15 protein-coding genes are annotated in these 19,703 nt (G+C 64.5%); 8 read left to right on the top strand and 7 right to left on the bottom strand.

Features of this window, described 5'->3' with window-relative positions:
• Nucleotides 1-111: 111 nt before the first annotated feature.
• Entirely contained in the window at nt 112-3,117 is a 3,006-nt protein-coding gene (locus tag GGQ74_RS07195; protein WP_167940808.1) for a hypothetical protein, read from the bottom strand.
• Nucleotides 3,118-3,329: 212 nt separating this feature from the next.
• Here GGQ74_RS07195 and GGQ74_RS07190 point away from each other — a divergent pair, with 212 nt between their 5' ends.
• Both GGQ74_RS07190 and GGQ74_RS07185 read left to right on the top strand, forming a co-directional pair.
• Complete coding sequence (locus tag GGQ74_RS07190; protein ID WP_167940807.1) at nt 3,330-3,614, top strand: hypothetical protein; 285 nt, start codon at nt 3,330-3,332, stop codon at nt 3,612-3,614.
• A gap of 171 nt (nt 3,615-3,785) precedes the next feature.
• Complete coding sequence (locus GGQ74_RS07185; protein WP_167940806.1) at nt 3,786-4,229, top strand: cytochrome c; 444 nt, start codon at nt 3,786-3,788, stop codon at nt 4,227-4,229.
• A 38-nt stretch (nt 4,230-4,267) separates the two neighbouring features.
• Here GGQ74_RS07185 and GGQ74_RS07180 read toward each other — a convergent pair whose 3' ends face one another.
• Nucleotides 4,268-5,380 (bottom strand): PAS domain-containing response regulator, encoded by a 1,113-nt coding sequence (locus tag GGQ74_RS07180; RefSeq protein WP_167940805.1) that lies wholly within the window; start codon nt 5,378-5,380, stop codon nt 4,268-4,270.
• Between the two features lie 389 nt (nt 5,381-5,769).
• On the opposite strand from GGQ74_RS07180, the gene aroL reads away from it, so the two are divergent.
• Nucleotides 5,770-6,336, top strand: a complete 567-nt coding sequence (gene aroL, locus GGQ74_RS07175) for a shikimate kinase AroL (protein ID WP_167941036.1) — start codon at nt 5,770-5,772, stop codon at nt 6,334-6,336.
• Nucleotides 6,337-6,448: 112 nt separating this feature from the next.
• Here the strand turns inward: aroL and GGQ74_RS07170 are convergent, their stop codons facing one another.
• A complete protein-coding gene (locus tag GGQ74_RS07170; RefSeq protein ID WP_167940804.1) occupies nt 6,449-7,555 on the bottom strand; it encodes a polysaccharide deacetylase family protein in 1,107 nt (368 codons plus the stop codon).
• 112 nt (nt 7,556-7,667) lie between these two features.
• Between GGQ74_RS07170 and GGQ74_RS07165 the strand changes: the two genes are divergently transcribed.
• From GGQ74_RS07165 to clpB, 3 genes are all read left to right on the top strand, one after another.
• Nucleotides 7,668-8,645, top strand: coding sequence for a DnaJ C-terminal domain-containing protein (locus GGQ74_RS07165; protein ID WP_167940803.1), 978 nt, complete (start codon nt 7,668-7,670; stop codon nt 8,643-8,645).
• A gap of 45 nt (nt 8,646-8,690) precedes the next feature.
• A complete protein-coding gene (locus GGQ74_RS07160) occupies nt 8,691-9,005 on the top strand; it encodes a chaperone modulator CbpM (protein ID WP_167940802.1) in 315 nt (104 codons plus the stop codon).
• An 84-nt stretch (nt 9,006-9,089) separates the two neighbouring features.
• Entirely contained in the window at nt 9,090-11,681 is a 2,592-nt protein-coding gene (clpB, locus tag GGQ74_RS07155; protein ID WP_167940801.1) for an ATP-dependent chaperone ClpB, read from the top strand.
• 105 nt (nt 11,682-11,786) lie between these two features.
• Here the strand turns inward: clpB and GGQ74_RS07150 are convergent, their stop codons facing one another.
• Entirely contained in the window at nt 11,787-12,956 is a 1,170-nt protein-coding gene (locus GGQ74_RS07150) for an ATP-grasp domain-containing protein (protein WP_167940800.1), read from the bottom strand.
• 123 nt (nt 12,957-13,079) lie between these two features.
• Between GGQ74_RS07150 and GGQ74_RS07145 the strand changes: the two genes are divergently transcribed.
• On the top strand, nt 13,080-13,364 hold the full coding sequence (locus GGQ74_RS07145) for an FmdB family zinc ribbon protein (RefSeq protein ID WP_167940799.1): 285 nt from the start codon (nt 13,080-13,082) through the stop codon (nt 13,362-13,364).
• Here the strand turns inward: GGQ74_RS07145 and GGQ74_RS07140 are convergent.
• Entirely contained in the window at nt 13,361-15,058 is a 1,698-nt protein-coding gene (locus GGQ74_RS07140; RefSeq protein ID WP_167940798.1) for a radical SAM protein, read from the bottom strand. The two genes, GGQ74_RS07145 and GGQ74_RS07140, sit on opposite strands and share 4 nt — an antisense overlap.
• A 142-nt stretch (nt 15,059-15,200) precedes the next feature.
• On the opposite strand from GGQ74_RS07140, the gene GGQ74_RS07135 reads away from it, so the two are divergent.
• Nucleotides 15,201-16,388, top strand: coding sequence for a cation:proton antiporter (locus GGQ74_RS07135; RefSeq protein ID WP_167940797.1), 1,188 nt, complete (start codon nt 15,201-15,203; stop codon nt 16,386-16,388).
• Nucleotides 16,389-16,906: 518 nt separating this feature from the next.
• On the opposite strand, the gene GGQ74_RS07130 is transcribed toward GGQ74_RS07135, so the two are convergent.
• Both GGQ74_RS07130 and ftsZ read right to left on the bottom strand, forming a co-directional pair.
• Entirely contained in the window at nt 16,907-18,265 is a 1,359-nt protein-coding gene (locus GGQ74_RS07130; RefSeq protein WP_209280080.1) for a peptidoglycan DD-metalloendopeptidase family protein, read from the bottom strand.
• A gap of 129 nt (nt 18,266-18,394) precedes the next feature.
• Nucleotides 18,395-19,696 carry a cell division protein FtsZ gene (ftsZ, locus tag GGQ74_RS07125; RefSeq protein ID WP_167940796.1) on the bottom strand — a complete coding sequence of 434 codons (1,302 nt, stop codon included), beginning with the start codon at nt 19,694-19,696 and terminating at the stop codon, nt 18,395-18,397.
• Between the last annotated feature and the right edge of the window lie 7 nt (nt 19,697-19,703).

The raw sequence follows: 19,703 nt of genomic DNA, 5'->3' as shown, positions 1-19,703 counted from the left end.
TTGTTTGTGAATAATGTGCATAACATGCCGGAAAAAGACAATAGATAAATGATCAGCCCGGCGAATGGGCGGGAGTTCTTCGGAAATGTGCGGCGGGCGGGGGCTTTGTGTTCAGACGCGTTTTTTGGGGGCGGGGGTCGAGAGCTTGTTGTAGGCGCGGATGATGGCGTAGCGCCATTCGAGGTCCGCGCGCAGGGCCTTGATGATGGACTTGGCGTCCTTGCCTTCCAACGCTCCGCTCTCGAAGCGGCGCTTGAGCTCGGCGGCGATGAAGGAGTCGAGGCTTAAAAGCAGCAGGATGGCCGTGCGGCGCGTGTCGAGGCCGAGGGCATCCAGCGGGGCGTTTTCGAAGGCCATGAGCGAGGCCACGAATTCCTGATCGCGCTCCAGTTCCGCTGGTGGATTCTCCACGCGGGTCTTTCGCATGTGGGAGATGATGTCCGCAATGCCCTTGCTGCATATCTGCTTGAGGCCAGCGGCGAGCTTCTTGCGCGCTTCAGGATCGCCCTCGTCGCCGAAGCGGGACATGGCTTCCTCCACCGTGCAGCTCGTGCGCAAGACGTCGTTGAGCGAGAGATTGGCGAGGGATTCGCTGCTCTTGGCAAGCTCCGCAATGGCGAAATAGACCGGTTTGAGGAACGTGGACACGGTGCGCTTCATTTCCTTCGATTCCACGCAGGAATTCATGAACAGCAGGAAGCGCCCCGGCGAGGCGAAGACCTTGTCGATGGTCAGACACGACTCCGAAAGCTGGCGCAGTGTGGCGACGTCGTTGCGCAGGGTCTCGACGTCCACGAGATGCCGGGGGCGGGTGAGCACCATCCCGAGTTCGGCGAGGCGTTCGTCCTTCAGGAACTTCAGGGCCTCGTGCAGGTCGTCGCCCACGGTGCCGCTCTCGGCGGCGTTGCGGATGGTCTCGAAGCGCTTGAGGACCTCGCGCGTCAGTTCGCGTCCCGAGTCGTCGAGCAGGCATTCGTTCTTCGCGTCGGCCTCTCCAAGGACGATGCGCAGGAAGTATTCGAGCTTCAGCAGGTTGCCGACAAGCGCGTCGGCGTAGTCGTCGATGAACGAGCGGCCGACGCCGAGAGCCAGACAGGCGCGCCCGAGACGTCCGCGGATGTTCATGACCACGTCGGCTGGCAGCGCGGCGCGCACCTGCTTGCCGCCGTGTTCGGCGTCGGAGGCGGGGCTGACGCTTAGCGCGTTGTAGCGGCGGACGGTTTCGAGCACGAGCAACATGAGGCGGCGCAGCGCGGGCATGAGTTCGCCGGGGGCAAGCTCGCGCAGTTGTTCGGCGATGGCGGAGCTCATGGGGCGCTTCGGGTCCGGGCGGCCCTTCCATGCAGCGCGGATAATGTCGAGCCGTTCGCGGGCGTAGCTCGACAGGCGCGGGATGAGTAGGTCAACCATGCGTTCTGCGTCGAAGGGCAGGTCCTTGAGCTCGGCCTTCTGCATGGCGAAGAGTTCGTTGAGAAGGGCCTTGTCGTCCGCGAAGTCCTTGTCTTCGACGGTGAAGGGGACGCTCACGACCTTGCGGATGAGTTCCTTGGGGCGCGTCTGCTTGAGGATGCGCACCTCGTTTTCGATGCGGTCGAGGTTTGCGATGGCGTCGGCATCCTTCGCGAGAAGCTTGCGCAGGTGGGTGAGAGCTGCTCCCGGCGCTTCGAGGAAGCGCTCGAAGGAGATGCGCTGGCAAGCGGAGAGCTGTTCGGCGAGGCCATTGAAAAGGTCGGGAATGTTGCCCGCCACGGAGGCGAGGTTGGCGCGCGAGTCGTCCGAGCGGAAGGTCACGTGGAGAAAGCGCGCCGTGGTTAGGCCGTCGGCGAGCAGGTCGTTGGCGTCGGTATCCTCGTCGATAAGATGTGTGATGTACTTGAGGTCGTTCTGGATGAGTTTTTCGTTGATCTTGTGGCGCGGGCGCGAGGCAAGTTCCCCTGCAGCGGTGACTTCCTCGTCCGTGATCTCGGAGATGGCGGCGGACACGGTGTCCGCGTTGATCATCGGGGCGGAGAACGGCGCGCGCACACGGGCGAGCTTGTCGATGAGGCTCGCCGCGGCAGCCAGCGCGGGGTCGTCCGGCGCGGGGGGCTTGACCATTTGGGTGCGCGCCAGGTCGAGATAGAAGGCGATCTTGTCGATGTTCTCCTGCGTGCGGGAGACGCTCTTGGCCACGAAGTCCGCCCCGAGGCCGAGCATCAGACAGATGCGGCTCAGGCGGGCGTGAATCTGGTCGAAGGCTGCGGCGTCGATGCGTTCGCGCCGCACCAGCCGCCATTGGCCCGTCTGCCAGATGTATGTGCTGAGCACGTTTTCGCCGGCCAGTTCCCAGCTTTGGGTGGCCCCCTCGTGCGGGGTGAGCACAAAGATGTCGTTGCGGATGCTCAGGCGGTGCCCAGCGCGAAGTCCCCACTTGATGAGCTGTTCAGGCGTGAAGGGAGTCCCCAGCGGAGACTTCACGCCGTAGAGGCTCAGCCCGCCCTCGATGACCAGCGGCGGCGGGTCCTGTCTCAGCAGCTCGTGGTGGATGTGCAGATCGCCCTTCACGGTGAGCGAGGCTGTGAACGCGGCGTTGACCACGCGCGCGCCGCGCGCGATGAGGTCGCCGTTGACGGTGTGGATGTCGTCCTGGATGTGGAGAGAGCGAACGTCGTCGGCGAGCATGAGGTTGCCGAGCCATTCGCCTTCGCGGTAGAGGATGGCGATGGTGCCGGTCTTCGGGTCCGCGCCCATGCGCGTCTTGGGGGCGAGGGTTTCGAGGAAGTTCTCCCACTTGTCCCTGTTTTCCGGCGTGTTGCGGATGCGCACCTCGGGCAGGAAGGAAATGGTGTAGCCGCTTCCGGCCTTGCCTACCTTCACGTCCATGAGCCAGAAGCGCCGCTCCATTTCGGCCTGCGCCTTCTGGGCGCGGGCCACGGCCAACTTCGCGATCTTCTGCGTGCGCTCCTCCAGCTTGTCCGCGGCGAGGCTCAGGCCGACCTTCTTGAGTGCCTTGTTGATGAAGGCGGTGATGCTGCGCAGGGCTTCTCCCTCGTCCTGCTTCTCTTCGAGAAGTTTCAGGTACAGGGCGCTTATGCGGTCGATGAAGGTGTTATCCGCGGACTTCTTCTGGGTGCTCATGCGTTCGGATGCTTCTCTTTTGGGCGAATGGGTGGATTACCGCCGGGTGCGTCATGCGGGCGGAACCGCGAGAGGCAGGCCCCTCTTGGAGTCGGAACTGCCGAAAAGGGCGAGACCTTACCAATCTTAAGACTTAAGCCGATGGCGTAAAGCCGTCAAGCGTCGCGCATTCCCGGCTGGCGGGGCTTTTGGGCGACGCTGAAGGAGCTGGAATGAAGAGGCGTTGCGAAGACTTGTTGCCCTCGGTGGGGGCGGCCTCGAATGGCACCTTGCGTCGTCCGCAGGATGTCGTTGCACATGGGACCGATGATGCGGCGTTGCGCGTTTCAGCGGCAGACACCGTGGAGGCTGACGAACCCGATCTGGTGGCGTCCATAGCCGAGAACCTCATCGCGCGCAATCGCCGTCAGTATTCGAAGGTTGACGACATGCAGGAGCGCAACCGCAAAAGCGTGAGCGCGGTGGTGGACAGGCTACTCGGGGCGGACGACGAGTAGACGTCCGCAAATCGTGTTGCGCATGAAAGCGCTGGTCTGCTACACTTGCCGCATTGTCCCAAACCATGCCCGCTTCGTCGGAGCGTCCCTCGGGACGGAGGGAGTGGGCATAACCGTCGTTCTCGGGGGGAGGTCATGCGTAGCAGAACCGGAGCAATTCTTGTCCTTTGCATGTCGATGACTCTTGCGGCCTCGGCGCTCTTTGCGCAGACGGCGCTCATGCCGGGCAAGAGTTCTCCGCAGGATATCGTGGCGGCGCGCAAGTTTGCCATGCGCTCCTTCAACGCGGATTTGCGCGACATCCGCCTCAAGATCGAATCGGGCGACGTGATCGGCGTGGTCAGCCCCGCCCTGTCCGTCTCGGCCAAGGCGCAGCTCATTCCGCTGGTCTTCGTCGATCGCCACGAGAGCGCCTACCCCTTCGAGGGGTCAAACAAGTATTTCAAGGGGGCCGACACGCAGTCCTTCCAGGCCGCGGCCGAGTACCTCAATGCGCAGGCGCAGAAGCTTCTGCGCATCGCCTCGGACAAGGACGCCAAGAAGGCGGACCAGCACCTCAATCGCGTCAAGCGCGCGTGCGTGGACTGCCACACCAAGTACCGGGGTGAAAGCTAGCCAAACGAGCGGGCGTTCGGGGGCGGCGGACTGGAGGATCATCCTCCCTGCGTCAGGGCCATGGTGCCCTGATAGTAGAGCAGTTCGCCGTCCTCGTCGCGAACCTCGCGTACATTCTGGCGCACGGTGATCACCGTGCCGTCCCGCCTGACCACCCGCGTGCGGAAATCCCGTACCGCGCCGTGCCTGCCAAGCAGTTCCAGCAGCCGGTCCCGCTGGGACGCATCCGCATAGACCTCGCGGCTGATGTTGCGGATGCCGTCCGTGACCGCGCTGACTGATTCGTAGCCCAGAAGTTCCGCCAGCGCCGGATTGGCCAGCATGAATCGCCCCGTCGGTGTGGAGATGAACATCCCTTCCACCGCCTCCATGAAGAAGCTTCGATAGCGCGATTCCGCCTGCCGCAGGGCGCGGATGGCCTTTTCCCGAGGCGAGATGTCGCTGTAGATGGCGCAGATGCCGTGGTTGCCGTCGGCGAGCGTCACGGGGACGCCGATGGCGATGACCTCTACCGGGCTTGCGTCCTTGCGCAGGCGGGTGGTGCGGCGGCGAATCATTTCGCCGTTCTGCACCCGTGCGGTGAGGGACATGAATTCCTCCCGCCTGTCCTGCGGCATGATGCAGTCCGAAAGCCGCCTGCCCCGCATCTCGTCGATGGAGAATCCGAACAGCCGCGTGAAGGCGGCGTTGATGTCCACCACGTGCTCCTCAATGTCGAGCATGGCCACGGCGTCGAGGCTGTGGCGGTACGCCTGCGCGAAGTGGTCGGCGAGCGGCGATTGGGTGCTGGCGCGGCGCAGGGCTGCGTCGCGCAGGGCGCGGCTCGCCGAGGCGGGAAGGCGCCCGATGTCGCTCGTGTGCATGTAGTCGTGGGCACCGGACTCGACGAGCTCGCGGCCCCGTTCGTGGGTCATCGTGTTCGATATGACGATGACGGGAATCGTGGCCGGGATGAGGTTTCGTAGCGGCGCGTCTGCGTCCCGGCGGATGATCAGATCCGGGCCGTCGCCTAGCATGCGACGCAGCGCGTCGTCATTCGCAGCCGTTTCGATATGGAAGCGAAATCCAGCTTCGGCGAGTGCCTGCGAAATGAGCGCCGTGTCGTTCGGGTTCGGATTTGCGAGCAGGATGCGCAACGTTGTGTTCTGCATGTGGACTCCCCCTGTTCATCGGGGTGATGCGCGTGGAGTCGGAAAAAGCCTGTTCCAACCCTACCGCCTGCAATACCCTGTTTTGAGAAAAGTGTCAGCAATTCGAAGCACTTTTTTTGATTGCTCTGCGCATGGCTTGCCTCGATCGGGGCCTGCGGGTAAGACAATGGCGCGGCCGGAAGTGTCGGCCGCGTTTTCGCGACACGTGGCGGGAGGGTGCGACATGCGCCCCCGCACCATACACGATGCCGCCATGGGTCGTCGTTTCGCGGTGCTTCGCGGGTGCGGTCCGTTGGCGGTCCTTTGCGCAGGGAGACGACATGGCGAGATTCATCACGCCCGAAGGGGCGATGTGCAGGAAAAACGACGTCGCCGACGAGGGACGGGTTATGACCTTCGGGAATGTGCCGCGTCCGGTGGACTTCGGCGAGCGGACCAACGTCTACCTCGTGGGCCTTCGAGCCAGCGGCAAGACGAGCCTCGGTCGGGCGTTGGCGAAGCGTCTGGGGAGGGAGTTTCTCGACACGGACGAACTGGTGCGGCAGGCGGCCGGGCGCGACGTGGCCGACATCGTCGCCGAGGGCGGCTGGGAGAGCTTCCGGCGCATGGAGCGCGAGGCACTGCGCGGCATAGCCGCCGACGCCGGGGCCGTGGTGGCCACGGGCGGGGGCATCGTGCTCGACGCCGAGAACCGCGCCTTCATGCGCGCGGGCGGTCCGGTGTTCTACCTCATGGCGGACGTGGCGCTCCTGATGTCCCGTCTGGCGGTCGACCCCGCCGAGGGCCAGCGCCCCGCCCTGACGGACCTTTCGCCCGAGGACGAGATGCGTGCGACCCTTGCTGAGCGCGAGCCGCTGTACCTCGACGCGGCGACCTTCGTGCTACGCGCGCAGGACCCGCTGGACGAGTTGGTCGAGGACGTGCTGGACAAGTTGCGCCTGCTGCGACGCGGCTAGCGCTTTCCCGTCGGCGTCTGCTGCCGGATGATCGGATTTTCAAGTGAACAAGGCCCCCCGCGTCGTTGACGTGGGGGGCCTTGTTCATGTCGCCGGTCTGGCTGGGCGTATGCTATCTCTTGTGGAAAAGCCCGTAGGTGCGGGCCACCAGCGGGCGCGAGTAGATGGCCAGCCGCGAGAGCAGCCATGCGGGACGCCGCGCGCGGGCCTTGAAGCGGTTCACCGCGTCGGAGACCATGCCCGGAGGATTGGGGCCGATATTGGTGGTGAAGAGCACGGTGAAGCCAAGTTCCTTGGCGATGCGCAGGCTTTCGTCGCTGTATGCGCCCCACGGCCACGCCAGCACGTCGGCCTCGCGGCCGAGTTCGGTGCGCAGCATGTCGCGGCTCGCGCGGAGTTCCTCGTAGATGCGCTCCTCGAATTCGGCGTGCGATTCGTAGCTGCCCAGACGGCTTTCCGGAATCTCGCGGATGCGACGCAGGAGGTCCTGCGCACGGCCCGGTTCCTTGAAGTGGTCGAAGGCGGTGGCGAAGTCCTGCGGAACGCTTTCGCGCACGAGGGCGTAGAGTTCTTCGGAAGGCTTGAAGGCGCGGTGCTTCATGGCCGGGCCTTCCTCGAACTTGGGCAGACCGAAGAGCACCGGGGCGTCGAACCTGTCGAAGGTGCGCTTTCTGCCGCCGGGCATGAACAGTCCGGAGAAACGCGGGCTGGTGAAGACGGAGCGGTGGTAGTGGGTATGACCGGCCACGCGGACGGTGCCGTCGGTCTCCATGGCGCGGGCCTCCTTCCACGAGAAGAAGAGGTCCGTGCGCACGCGCAGGCCTTCCTTGCCGGTGCGGAAGGGATTGTTGACCTGCGGCAGGTCGTCGAGGCCCACGTAGCCGTCCCACACGTCGGACAGGGTGGGGCGGGGGCGCTCCTCGTGCACGATCTTGTTGGTGACCGCGAAGATGACGCCCTTGTGGCCGTGCTCGCGCAGTAGGGGCCATGCGTAGACGTAGTTGTCGAGGAAGCCGTCGTCGAAGGTGATAAGTACGGATTTCTTGGGCAGCGAGCGGCCTTCGCGCAGGAAGGCGGCGGCCTCGTCGAGGCCGATGCCCCGGTAGCCAGCCCTGGTCATGGCCTTGAGGTGGTCCTCGAAAAGTTCCGGGGCCACGGAGATAGCGTCGGGCCAGGAGCTGATATAGTGGTACATCAGGACTGGCAGGCTTTTCAGCATTGTATTCGGATTCCCCTAACGAGCTTGGATACTTGACTGTCGCCTGAAGCGGCTTATCTCTCACGATAGGCCGCACAAGGACATCATGCGGTAGCAAGGAGTGCTAATCGAGATGAGCGTCGAATTCAAGGATTACTACGATATTCTGGGCGTGGCCAGAGGGGCCTCCAAGGAGGACATCTCCAAGGGGTTCAAGCGCCTCGCCCGGAAGTACCACCCCGATCTCAATCCCGACAACCCCGAGGCCGAGGCGAAATTTAAGGAGATCAACGAAGCCTACGAGGTATTGAAGGACCCCGAGAAGCGCAGGCTCTACGATCAGCTTGGCCCCAACTGGCAGCATGGTCAGAACTTTGAGCCGCCGCCGGGATTCGAGAACTTCCGCTTCACCTCCGGCGGGGCGGGGTTCGATGGCGCGGGCTTCAGCGACTTTTTCGAGACCATCTTCGGTGGCGGTTTCGGTGGGCGCGGGGCGGGTTTCCGTCAGGACCCCTTCGGCGGGTTCGGCGGAGCGGGCTTCCGACCCGGTCCGGCCAAGGGGCAGGACATCGAGAGCACCCTCGAACTCACGCTGGAGGAGGCCTACCAAGGCGGGGCCAAGAGCATTTCACTGCGCGAGAATGCGCCCGGACCCGGCGCGATGGGTGGGCGGACCCGCAGGCTCGAAGTCACCGTGCCCGCTGGCGTGCGCGAGGGCGCACGCATCCGCCTGTCCGGACAGGGCGGTCCGGGACGGCAGGGCGGCCCCGCTGGCGATTTATACCTTCGCGTATCCATCCTGCCGCACGAGCGGTTCAAGCTCGACGGCGTGAACGTGGTGCTCGACCTGCCGCTGGCCCCGTGGGAGGCCGCCCTCGGCGCGACGGTCACAGTGCCCACGCTGAACGGTGCGGTTGAAATGACGGTTCCCGCCGGAATGTCCAGCGGGCAGAAGATGCGCATTCGCGGTCGCGGTCTTGGCACCGGAGCCGGACGTGGCGACCAGTTCGTGCGCGTGGTCATCCGCACACCGGGCAAGATCGGTGAGCGCGAGCGCAAGCTATGGGAAGAACTCGCGCGGGAGTCGGATTTTTCGCCAAGGGATTTCTGACCCTGCGGCATGGCCGCGGAACGACGCACAACGGGAGCATGACGCATGGACCTGACCAAGCTGGAAACGGGCGCAGTGCCCGAACCATCGAATCTCGTTACATGGGTGTCGTTCATCGAACTCACGGCGGTGCATCCGTCCCGGTTGACGGAGCTTATCGACATCGGGTGGGTGGAACCGCTGGAGACGTCCGCGCGCGGAGTCCTCTTCCATCAGCGCGACGTTTACCGCGTGCGCAAGCTCGTGCGCCTGTGCGCCGACCTCGAGGTCGGCGTCACGGGCGGGATGATCATCGTCGACCTCTTGGCCCGCATCGAGAATCTGGAACACAAGGTTCGCGAACTCGAACGACTGGTCTAGGTTCGCGACGTCTCGGGCCGGAGAGTCTTTTTCACGCGCCGAACCGTTGCGGCGCGATTTGGAATGATCGGAGGACAAGCTGCTATGGATCTGAACAAGTTCACGCAGAAATCGCAGGAAGCCATCAGTCAGGCGCAGGATGTGGCCGTCAAGTTCGGCCACCAGCAGATCGACGCCGAGCATCTGCTTCTGGCCCTTGTCATGCAGGAACACGGGATCGTCGGCAGGCTGCTCGAAAAGGCCGGGTACGACCCCGCCGCCTACGCCGAGGCCCTCAAGCGCGAGCTGGCCAAGCTGCCGCGCGTGTCCGGCCCTGGCGCGGCACCGGGACAGGTTTACGTCACCCCCCGGCTCAACGAGTCCCTTGTCCGCGCGCAGGAATTGGCCAAGCAGATGAAGGACGAGTACGTCAGCGTGGAGCACATTTTCCTCGTGCTCGCCGACGATCCGCAGTCCACGGCCATCGGGCGGGTGAACAAGCAGTTCGGCATCAACCGCGAGAAGGTTCTCGGCGTGTTGACCGAAGTGCGCGGCTGCCAGCGCGTGACCTCGGCCAATCCCGAGGACACGTACGAAGCGCTCAAGAAGTACGGGCGCGACCTCGTGGAGGCCGCGCGCAAGGGCAAGCTGGACCCCGTCATCGGGCGCGATGAGGAAATCCGGCGCTGCGTGCGCATCCTCTCGCGGCGTACCAAGAACAATCCCGTGCTCATCGGCGAGGCTGGCGTGGGCAAGACGGCCATCGTCGAAGGCCTCGCCCAGCGCATCCTCAAGCAGGACGTGCCAGAGGGGCTGAAGGACAAGAGCGTCTTCGCCCTCGATATGGGCGCGCTCATCGCCGGTGCCAAGTACCGTGGCGAATTTGAGGAGCGGCTGAAGGCCGTGCTGTCCGAGGTGGAGAAGTCCGCCGGGCGCATCCTGCTCTTCATCGACGAGTTGCATACCATCGTGGGCGCGGGCAAGACCGAAGGCTCCATGGATGCGGGCAACCTCCTGAAGCCCATGCTCGCGCGCGGTGAACTGCATTGCATCGGCGCGACCACCCTCGACGAGTACCGCAAGTATATCGAGAAGGACCCCGCACTGGAGCGGCGTTTTCAGCCGGTGGTCGTGGACGAGCCGAGCGTGGAGGACACCATCTCCATCCTGCGCGGCCTCAAGGAGCGTTTCGAGGTCCATCACGGCGTGCGCATCGCCGACGGTGCCATCGTGGAGGCGGCGACCCTGTCGCACCGCTACATCACTGACCGCCAGCTTCCGGACAAGGCCATCGACCTCATCGACGAGGCCGCGGCCATGATCCGTACGGAGATTGACTCGCTGCCCGCCGAATTGGACCACATCAACCGCAAGGTCATGCAGCTCGAAATCGAGCGCGAGGCCCTGCGCCGCGAGACGGATGAGAAATCCCGCGAGCGTCTCGGCCGCCTCGAACGCGAGCTGGCCGACCTGAAGGACGAGCAGGGGACCCTTGCCGCCCAGTGGGAGCATGAGAAAGGTTCCATCGAGGATGTTCGCCACCTTAAGGAGAACATCGAGAAGACCCGTCACGCCATTGAGGAGGCCGAGCGCGCTCTCGACTACAACCGCGCCGCCGAACTCAAGTACTCCACGCTGCCCGACCTCGAACGGCGACTGGCCGAGCGCGAGGGCAAATCCGGCGACGGCGCGCGCCTGTTGCGCGAGGAGGTCGGCCCGGACGACGTGGCGCAGGTCATTGCCCGCTGGACGGGCATTCCCGTGTCGCGCCTGCTTGAAAGCGAGCGCGAGAAGCTCCTGCGGCTGGAAGATCAGCTTCACGAGCGCGTGGTGGGGCAGGACATTGCCGTCACCGCAGTGGCCGACGCCGTGCTGCGCGCCCGCGCCGGACTCAAGGACCCCGGACGTCCCATCGGATCGTTCATCTTCCTCGGCCCCACGGGCGTGGGCAAGACCGAACTCTGCAAGACCCTCGCCGAGGCGCTGTTCGACACCGAGGAGAACATGGTGCGCCTCGACATGTCCGAGTACATGGAAAAGCACACCGTGGCCCGGCTCATCGGAGCGCCTCCGGGATACATCGGCTATGACGAGGGCGGCCAGCTTACCGAGGCTGTGCGGCGCAAGCCCTACTCTGTGGTCCTCTTCGACGAGATCGAGAAGGCGCACCCCGATGTGTTCAACACGCTGCTCCAGATTCTCGACGACGGACGGCTCACGGACAGCCATGGCCGCACCGTGGACTTCAAGAACACCATCATCATCATGACCTCGAACCTCGGCTCGCAGTACCTGCTGGACGGCATCAACGCCGACGGCACGCTCAAGCCCGGCGTGGAGGAGCAGGTGATGGAGACGCTGCGCATGGAGTTCCGCCCGGAGTTCCTGAACCGCGTGGACGAGGTGGTCAACTTCAAGCCGCTTCTGCCTGAACAGCTTAAGAGCATCGTCGAGCTGATGCTGCGTGGCCTGCGGGCGCGGCTGGCTGAGCGCAAGATGACCCTCGCGCTCACCGAGGCGGCCAAGGACTTCATCGCCGAGGCGGCCTATGAGCCGTCCTTTGGCGCGCGCCCCCTGCGTCGTTATCTTCAGGCGCACATCGAGACGCCGCTGGCCCGCGAGATCATCGCCGGGCGCATCGACGACGGCCACGACATTACCGTGGACGTCGCGGACGGCGGCCTCGTGTTTCGCTGATTCCCCGCATCGCCGGGGTTGGCATGAATGGAAGACCCCGGCTGCGCATGGCGCGGCCGGGGTCGTTTCGTTTTCGTGATGTGTGGGGCGGTCACTTCGCCCGCGCTAGCGCAGGGTGAGGAACTCGCCCATGTCGGCGTGGAGGATGGCGTCCAACTCGGCGACGTTGTCCGCGCGGGTGCGCACGTGGATGAACGCGAAGAGCGGGTACTCCAGCCAGTTGATGGGGCGCAGCTCCAGTGGCTCCTCGAAGCGACCGGCAAATGCCTCGTAGTCCACGTCGAGGACGTCCTCGCCCTTCACTCCGGCGGGCAGGTCGCCGATGATGTTGGCCCACACGTAGCCCTCGCGCTCTGCGAGGATGGATTTCCAGTCCGGGCGTTTTCCGGACAGGTAGAAGTCGTAGGTGTCGATGCCCCACGCGTGGCTGGCGATGTCCGTGACGCACCAGCCCGCGAAGCGCATGGGATTGATCTCGATGGGCACGATCTCGCCGTCTTCGCGCACGCGCAGTTCGGCGTGCATGGGGAAGTTGCGCAGCCCGGCCAGACTGCCGATGCGGCCAAACCATTTTTCGAGGATGGGCAGCCACTGGCGCATGATGTCCGCGGAGGTCACGTACAACCGATCGCTGACGTCCTTCCCGGACGAGAAGACGTGATGCAGGATGTCGAGGATGACGGGGTCGCCAGCGTCGTCGAAGTAGACGTCCACGGCGTATTCCTCGCCCTCGATGACTTCCTCGATGATGAATTCCGAGAGGTCGAGCACCTGCAGGGGGTACATGCTGCGGATGTCGTCCACCTCGGCGCGGATGGCGGCCACGGCCTCGTGCCATTCCTCGGGCGTTTCGGCCTTGTGCACGCCGAGGCTGTAGAATCCCACGGCGGGTTTGACGATCACCGGTAGCGGAAGTTCAGTAGGGTTCACCGCGCCGAGTTCATCGAAGGGCACCGCGCGGTAGAAGAAGTCGGGGTTCTCGCCGCGCAGCAGGTCGCGGCAGCGCGCCTTGTTCTTGAACATGGCGATTTTTTCGGGCAGACCCGTGAAGGCGAGATGCTCGGCGACCCAGTCGATGGCGTTTTCGGAATTGCAGTACACGCGGGGCAGTTCCCCATCGCGGATACGGCGGATGCATTCCTGTGCGTCCACGGTTTCGATGCCGCTTCCGGCAAGCATCTGCTGGGCGCGGGGCGTATCGCACACGCAGTGCCCATGCTGACGGATGGAGTCCTTGAGGAATTCGGAAACATATGGTTTCTCAAGCAGAATCATGAAACGGTCCCCTTATCGTGTTGCGTCGCGAATGTCTGCCGCTGGGCGACATTCCCGTAGAATACATCCTTGACTTCACGCTGTCGTGAAGTATGTAATCCCCAGCTGAACAGGAGTTGAACGATGCCTCTTTTCGAATACGAATGCGAGAAATGCGGAGCGCAGTTCGAGGAACTGGTGGCGCTCGAAGCGCCCGCGCCCGTCTGTCCTGAATGTTCCAGCAGCGCTACCCGGAAGCTGATCTCTGCCACCACCATTCATTTCGAGGCGGCAAGCCCCCTCGATCGCAAGCCTGATGCCAAGGTTCAGCAGAACGTGCAGAAGGCCATGAAACGCAAGGCCGTCGCGGCGGCAGCCTGTCCCGGCAAGGCCGGTGGCGGTTGCAGCGGCTGCGGAGGCGCGCGCTAGCGTCCCTCTTCGCCCTCGCCGTACAGCCACGTTCCCATTCCGCAGGCATTGCATCTCGTGCAGTCCACTCGACCGCACAGAGGCGATGCCTGCACGTTTTTGTAGCGCTCCCATTCCTTGCGCAGAAAGTCGCGGTCCACGCCCGTGTCGATGCATTCCCACGGGAATTTCTCGTCCGCGCCGCGCTCCCGGTCCAGATAGTCGGCGGGGTCGCCGTCCCACTCGCGCAGGGCATGCTTCCAGCCCTTGCCTTCCAGTGCGGCCAACTCGATGAGGTCGAAGACCTTTTCGTCACCGCGCGCAAGCAGTCCCTGCAAGCGTGACGGTCCGGGCTTGTCCACGCGCACCTGCACGCCCTTCACCGGCTTTACCGCCTTCTTCAGCCACTTCATGGCCTGATCCAGATGCGCCTCCGAGGCCATGGGGGCCCACTGGAAGGGCGTCCACGGCTTGGGCACCAGGCTACTCACGCCGAGGGTCACATGGCCCACGCCCGCCTTCTTTCCGCCGCGTCCGGCTTCTATGGCCGCGTTGATCTCGTGCAGGAATTGCCCGAGCTCCCTGTAGTCGTCCTCGGTCTCGTCGGGCCAGCCCGCGATAATGTACAGCTTCAGGTGGTTGAACTGCAGGCGGCTGATGCGTTCCACGGCTTCGAGAAATTTCGTTTCGTCCAGCCGCTTGTTGATGGCCTTGCGAATGCGGTGGCTTGCGCCCTCCAGCGCGAGGGTCACGCTACGCGTTCCCGTGCGGCGCAAAAAGGTCAGGAATTCTTCGGTCAGGCCGTCATAGCGCAGCGAGGCCAGCGAGAACTTGGTCCCGCGTTCGTTCAGCCATTGCAGGAAGGGGAACAGGTCCGGCCAGTCCGTGAGCGCCGTGCCCACCAGACCGACCTTGCCGGGATTCACCCGCTCCACGATGTCCCTGAGCACCTCGACGCGCGCATGTCTTGGCGGACGATAGATGAAGCCCGCCGCGCAGAATCGGCAGCCGTACGGGCATCCGCGGTTGACCTCCAGAAGGAACATGTCGCGGAATTCCGATTCCTGCGTCACGAAGCACGAATGCCCCGGATTCGGCAGATCGCGTTCCGTTCCGGCCAGCACCCGGCGTACCGGGAGTTTCGAGAGGCCGGGGACGTATATGCCGTCGCGCTGGGCCACGGCCTCCAGATACTCCCGTAGGTCCCGTCCCTCAAAGGCGTACTGCGCCGCCTCGGCCGCGAGGTTCGCGAAACCGACTTCGGCTTCTCCCGCCCAGAACAGGTCCACCGCCGGGGCGACCGGGGCGGGATTAAGGAAGGCCAGCGGGCCGCCCGCCAGCACCAGCGGCCAGCCCCCGCGTTCGCTTGAGCGCACGGCGATGCCTGCCCGGTCGAGCACCTCGACCATGTCTCGGTATTCCTCTTCGAAATTCAGACTGAAGGCGATGACGGGGAAGGACGACAGCGGGCGGTTGGAGTCGTACGCGCGAGGTTCCTCGTCGCCACCTTCCCAGAAGAACCGCTCCACGATGAGGGCCGGATGTTCGTTCAGCAGTTTCCAGACCACCTGCCAGCCCAGCGTGGACAGCCCCAGACGGGCCGGACCGGGAAAGACGAGGGCAATCGGCAACCTGCCGCCCCACTCCTGCGCACTCGGACGCGCAAGGCCATAGTAGACGCCGGATTCCGGCGGATAGTTCGTCGTAGCGCTCATGCGGCGGTTATATACGCATCGCGCCGAAACGCAAACCTTCGCCGAGGACGGGGCGTATTGGCGGGCCGGGCTTCCCCGGAGTCCTAAAGCGGGGTATGCTTGCGCGCAGTGTCTTTTGTTCGAAGCAATTCCGGAGCCGTCCATGCCGTCCGAGGCCATTTTTCTGATCACGCTTGGCGTGCTGTTCCTCATCGGACTCGTGACCCATTACATCGGGCAGCACACCTTCGTGCCCCGTGTTTCCGCGCTGCTGCTTTTCGGCTTTACCCTCGGACCGTTCGGCTTCGACATCATGCCGAACCTTGGCGAAAGCTGGTTCCCCCGCGTGGCGGACATGGCGCTGGTCATGGTTGGTTTCATGCTTGGCAGTTCCATGAATCGCGATGCGCTGATTCTCTGCGGGCGTCGCGTTCTGAGCTTCTCTCTGTCCGTCGCCATCGCCTCGTCCCTTATCGTCTGCCTCGGGCTGTATCTGATAGGGGTGCCTCTGCATCTTGCCCTGCTGCTTGGGGGCATCGCCAGTGCAACGGACCCGGCGGCCACGGCGGACGTGGTTCGCGAGTCCCACGCTGGTGGACCGTTCTCGCAGACGCTGCTCGGCATTGTCGCCGTCGACGACGCATGGGGGCTCATCATCTTCAGCCTGATGCTTGCCGCCGCGCAAGTCGTGGTGGGGGCCGGAGGACCGCTGGCCGTCTGTCTTCATGGGCTTTGGGAGATCGGTGGGGCCTTGCTCATCGGCGTGTTGATCGGCGTGCCCATGAGTTACCTGACGGGGCGCATTCAGCCCGGCGAGCCAACCCTCGTGGAGGTGTTGGGGCTACTGTTCCTCTGTCAGGGCATCGCCTTGTATCTGCATGTTTCCTATCTGCTTGCCGCCATGACCATGGGGGCTGTCGTGTCGAACGTGGCCCGGCATCACAAGCGCCCGTTCCATGCCATCGAGAATATCCAGTGGCCGCTTTTGGTCCTCTTCTTCATCTTTGCGGGGGCTTCGGTCCGCATGGAGGGGAACGGCGGCATCATCGGCGTCACCGCTGCCTATTGCGCATTGCGTGTGCTGGGGCGTTTGGTCGGAGCGTTGGTCGGGGGATGGCTCTGCCGCGCACAGCGGCATTTTTCCCTATTGATGAGCATGGCGCTCATGCCGCAGGCCGGGGTGGCACTCGGAATGGCGCTGGTCGGCGCAATGGCCTTTTCCATGGAGCATTTCATGCTTCCCGTCGTGGTCGCGGCGACAGTGGTCTTCGAGATAGTCGGGCCTATGCTTACGCGGATAGCCTTGAAACGGATGGGGGAAAGCGGGGTGGACAACGCAGACCGCTCATGAGCCGACTAGCGCGGGGAATCATGGCGTGGAGGCGCAGTGGTTGGCCGTATCGTTCATTGACGGGTGCAAGCCGTAGGCTCCGCCGGCCAAGGGGCCGCTGGCCCCTTGGAACCCCGATCTGCGATGGACGGGGTTCCCTTGGCGGGACGTTCGGCTTTGCGCGACGACACCCTCGTTGGGATTCTCAAGGGCCCACGGTCTTTGAGCGGGTCCGGGGTAGCGCCCCGGTCGCCGAAGGCCATGCCCCGCGCAGCGGATAGGCGCTGTGGCCGACCGTATCGTTCGTTGACGGGTTCAAGACGTAGGCTCCGCCGGCCAAGGGGCCGCTGGCCCCTTGGAACCCCGATCTGTGATGGACGGGGTTCCCTTGGCGGGACGTTCGGCTTTTAGTGACGAAGCCCTAGTGAGGATTGTCAAGGGGGTCAGCCCCTTGACCGGGTCCGGGCAGCGCCCGGCCGCCGGAGGCCATGCCCCGCGCAGCGGCACGGGGCATGTTGGCGTTTGCGTTGCGCCACGCGCTAGTTGACGGCGCTCGTCTGGGTGCCGGGTGCGGCGGCCTGCATGGGTTCGACACCGTCGAGCTGTGCCGCGAGGGGCGCGATGGTTTCGCGGAAGAATTGCATCCTGTCCGTGGGCACTGGCGCGGCGGACGGGAACTTGAGGGTACGGGGGTTCACGAAGCTGCCGTTGCGCTTCATGCGGAAGTCGAGGTGCGGGCCGGTGGCGTAGCCCGTGGCGCCCACGTAGCCGATGACCTGTCCCTGTCGGACGCGGATGTTCTTCTGCATGCCTTTGGCGAAGCGGCACATGTGCATGTAGGTGGTCTCGTAGACGCTGTTGTGGCGAATCTTGATGTAGTTGCCGCCGCCCTTGTCCCAGCCCTTGCCGATGATGACGCCGTCGCCCACGGCCTTGATGGGGGTTCCCTTGGGCGCGGCGTAGTCGATGCCGGGGTGGGGGCGACGGATCTTGAGGATGGGGTGCAGTCGGCTCATGGAGAAGCCGGAGGAGATGCGCCGGAAGGCGAGGGGGGCCTTGAGGAAGGCCTTGCGCAGGGAATTGCCTTTCTCGTCGTAGTAGGTTTCGACGCCTTCGTTGTCTGCGAAGAGGTAGCCCCGGTAGCGCTCGCCCTGATTGACGAACTCGGCGGCGGTCACGCGTCCGTAGCCGGAGAATTCGCCATCGCGGTAGCGTTTTTCGACGAGGGCGCGGAAGGAGTCACCGGAGCGGATGTCGCGGATGAAGTCCACGTCCCACGCGAAGATGTCGGCGAGACGCACGGCGAGAGCGGCACTTTCGCCTGATTTGTCCACGGCCTCGAAGAGGGAGGACTCGATCTCTCCGCCGACGACGGCGGTGCGAATCTCGTAGGGGATGGCCTCGCAGGCGGCGTTGAAGCCGTTGTCGTCGCGGGTGACGATGAGCTTGTCCTCGGCGTCGATTTCGTATTCGAAGCGCTCGAATGCGCCGTCGAGCGTGTGGATGGCGTAGGGCTGGCCGACGCGCATCTGGGAGAGGGCGTAGGGCTTGCGGCACGCTGCGGCGAGGTCGTGGATTTCCTGCGGGGAGAGCCACTGTTCAAGGAGTTCCGAGGCGGTCTGACCGCTGTCCACGACACCGTCGATGGTTTCGCGGACGTGGAGGGGGGCGGCAGGCGCTTCAGGAGCGCTTGAGGAATCGGTCTGCGCAACGCAGCCGGGGGCGGAATCGGCAGGGGCGGAGGCGTCGTCGCCGGAGGGGGAGCCGCCGCGCAGGACGACAGAGGCGATGACGATGCAGGCCGCGCAGCCGAGGAGGGCGGCAGCGAGGATGCGCTTGCGGTTGAGGGGGCCGGTTCCGGTGAACGTGTTGCTGCGAGGGGTCCGATTCTGGTTCAAGGTGTCTCCTTCAGGCGCGCAGGCGTCCCGAATCCCTTGCTGTGCAAGGGGACAAGTCCGGAGACCGGCCGGGGGCGGCGTATGACCGCCCCCGGCCCGGGTCTCCCCGGGGGAGGATACGAAGAAGGCCTAGTCGGCCTGAGCTCTCAGGAATGCGGGGGTTTCGAAGTCATCTTCGTCGAAGACGAAATCCTCCTGTCCGTGGGAGCCAATCTGCGGGTTGGTGCCGCCCTGTCCGCGTTTGCCGCGGCGCAGGTAGGCGGGGGTCTGGATGTCGGAGTCGCTTCCGACGAAGTCCGCGACGCGGGAGAGACGCTCGTCGTTGAGGGGGAGCTGCGTCTCGTGATGCATGGTGGACGTCTTGGGCGGGGCAGAGACGGTGCCGGTCTTGCCGCGCATGTCCTTGGCGGAGCCGCCCTGCATGTTCTTGAGCATGGCCAGCGCGTCCTTGCCGCCGACGATGGGCATCTGCTGCGGGGTCTCGATGCCGGTGGCGATGACGGTGATGCGCATCTCGTCGGTGCCTTCCTGCTCGAAGACGGTGCCGAAGTAGATGCGTGCGTCCTCGTGGGCAGCTTCGGAGATGGTGCTTGCCGCCTCGGCCACCTCGTCGATGGCGAGGTCCGGTCCGCAGGTGATGTTCATGAGCACGCCGCGCGCGCCGTCGATGGAGACGTCTTCCAGAAGCGGGCTGGTGATGGCCTTCATGGCGGCCTCGCGGGCGCGGGATTCGCCGCGCGCGATGCCGGTGCCCATCATGGCCAGTCCGGATTCGCTCATCACGGCCTTCACGTCCGCGAAGTCGAGGTTGATGAGGCCGGGGATCATGATGAGGTCGGAAATACCCTTGACCGCGTAGTAGAGAACCTCATCCGCCTTCTTGAGCATGTCGAGGAAGGTGGCCTTCTTGGACGCCAGCGAGAGCAGCTTGTCATTCGGGATGGTGATGAGGCTGTCCACGTTGTCCGAGAGGTTCTTGATGCCGCGCTCGGCGCTTTCGAGCCGGCGCTTGCCTTCGAAATAGAAGGGCTTGGTGACCACGCCCACGGTGAGCGCGCCCATTTCCTTGGCGACCTGCGCGATGATGGGAGCGGCACCGGTTCCGGTTCCGCCGCCCATTCCGGCGGTCACGAAGACCATGTCCGCGCCGTTGAGGTGCTCGCGGATGACGTCGATGCTTTCCACGGCGGCCTCACGGCCCACCTCGGGGTCCGCGCCGGCACCGAGGCCCTTGGTCAGCTTCTCGCCGAGCTGGATCTTGAGCTCGGCGCGCGACTTGTTGAGGGCCTGCACGTCCGTGTTCGCGGCGATGAAGGTGACGCCCTTGAGCGCGGAGTTGATCATGTTGTTGATGGCGTTACCGCCACCGCCACCAGCGCCGACGACCTTGATTTTGGCCGACTTTTCGTTTTCGAGTTCGAGGTAATCCATTCGTATC

Source organism: Desulfobaculum xiamenense (assembly GCF_011927665.1).
In the GTDB taxonomy this organism is placed as follows: domain Bacteria; phylum Desulfobacterota; class Desulfovibrionia; order Desulfovibrionales; family Desulfovibrionaceae; genus Desulfobaculum; species Desulfobaculum xiamenense.
Note: the sequence above shows the minus strand (reverse complement) of the source record. Positions and strands in the feature narration are given on the sequence as shown.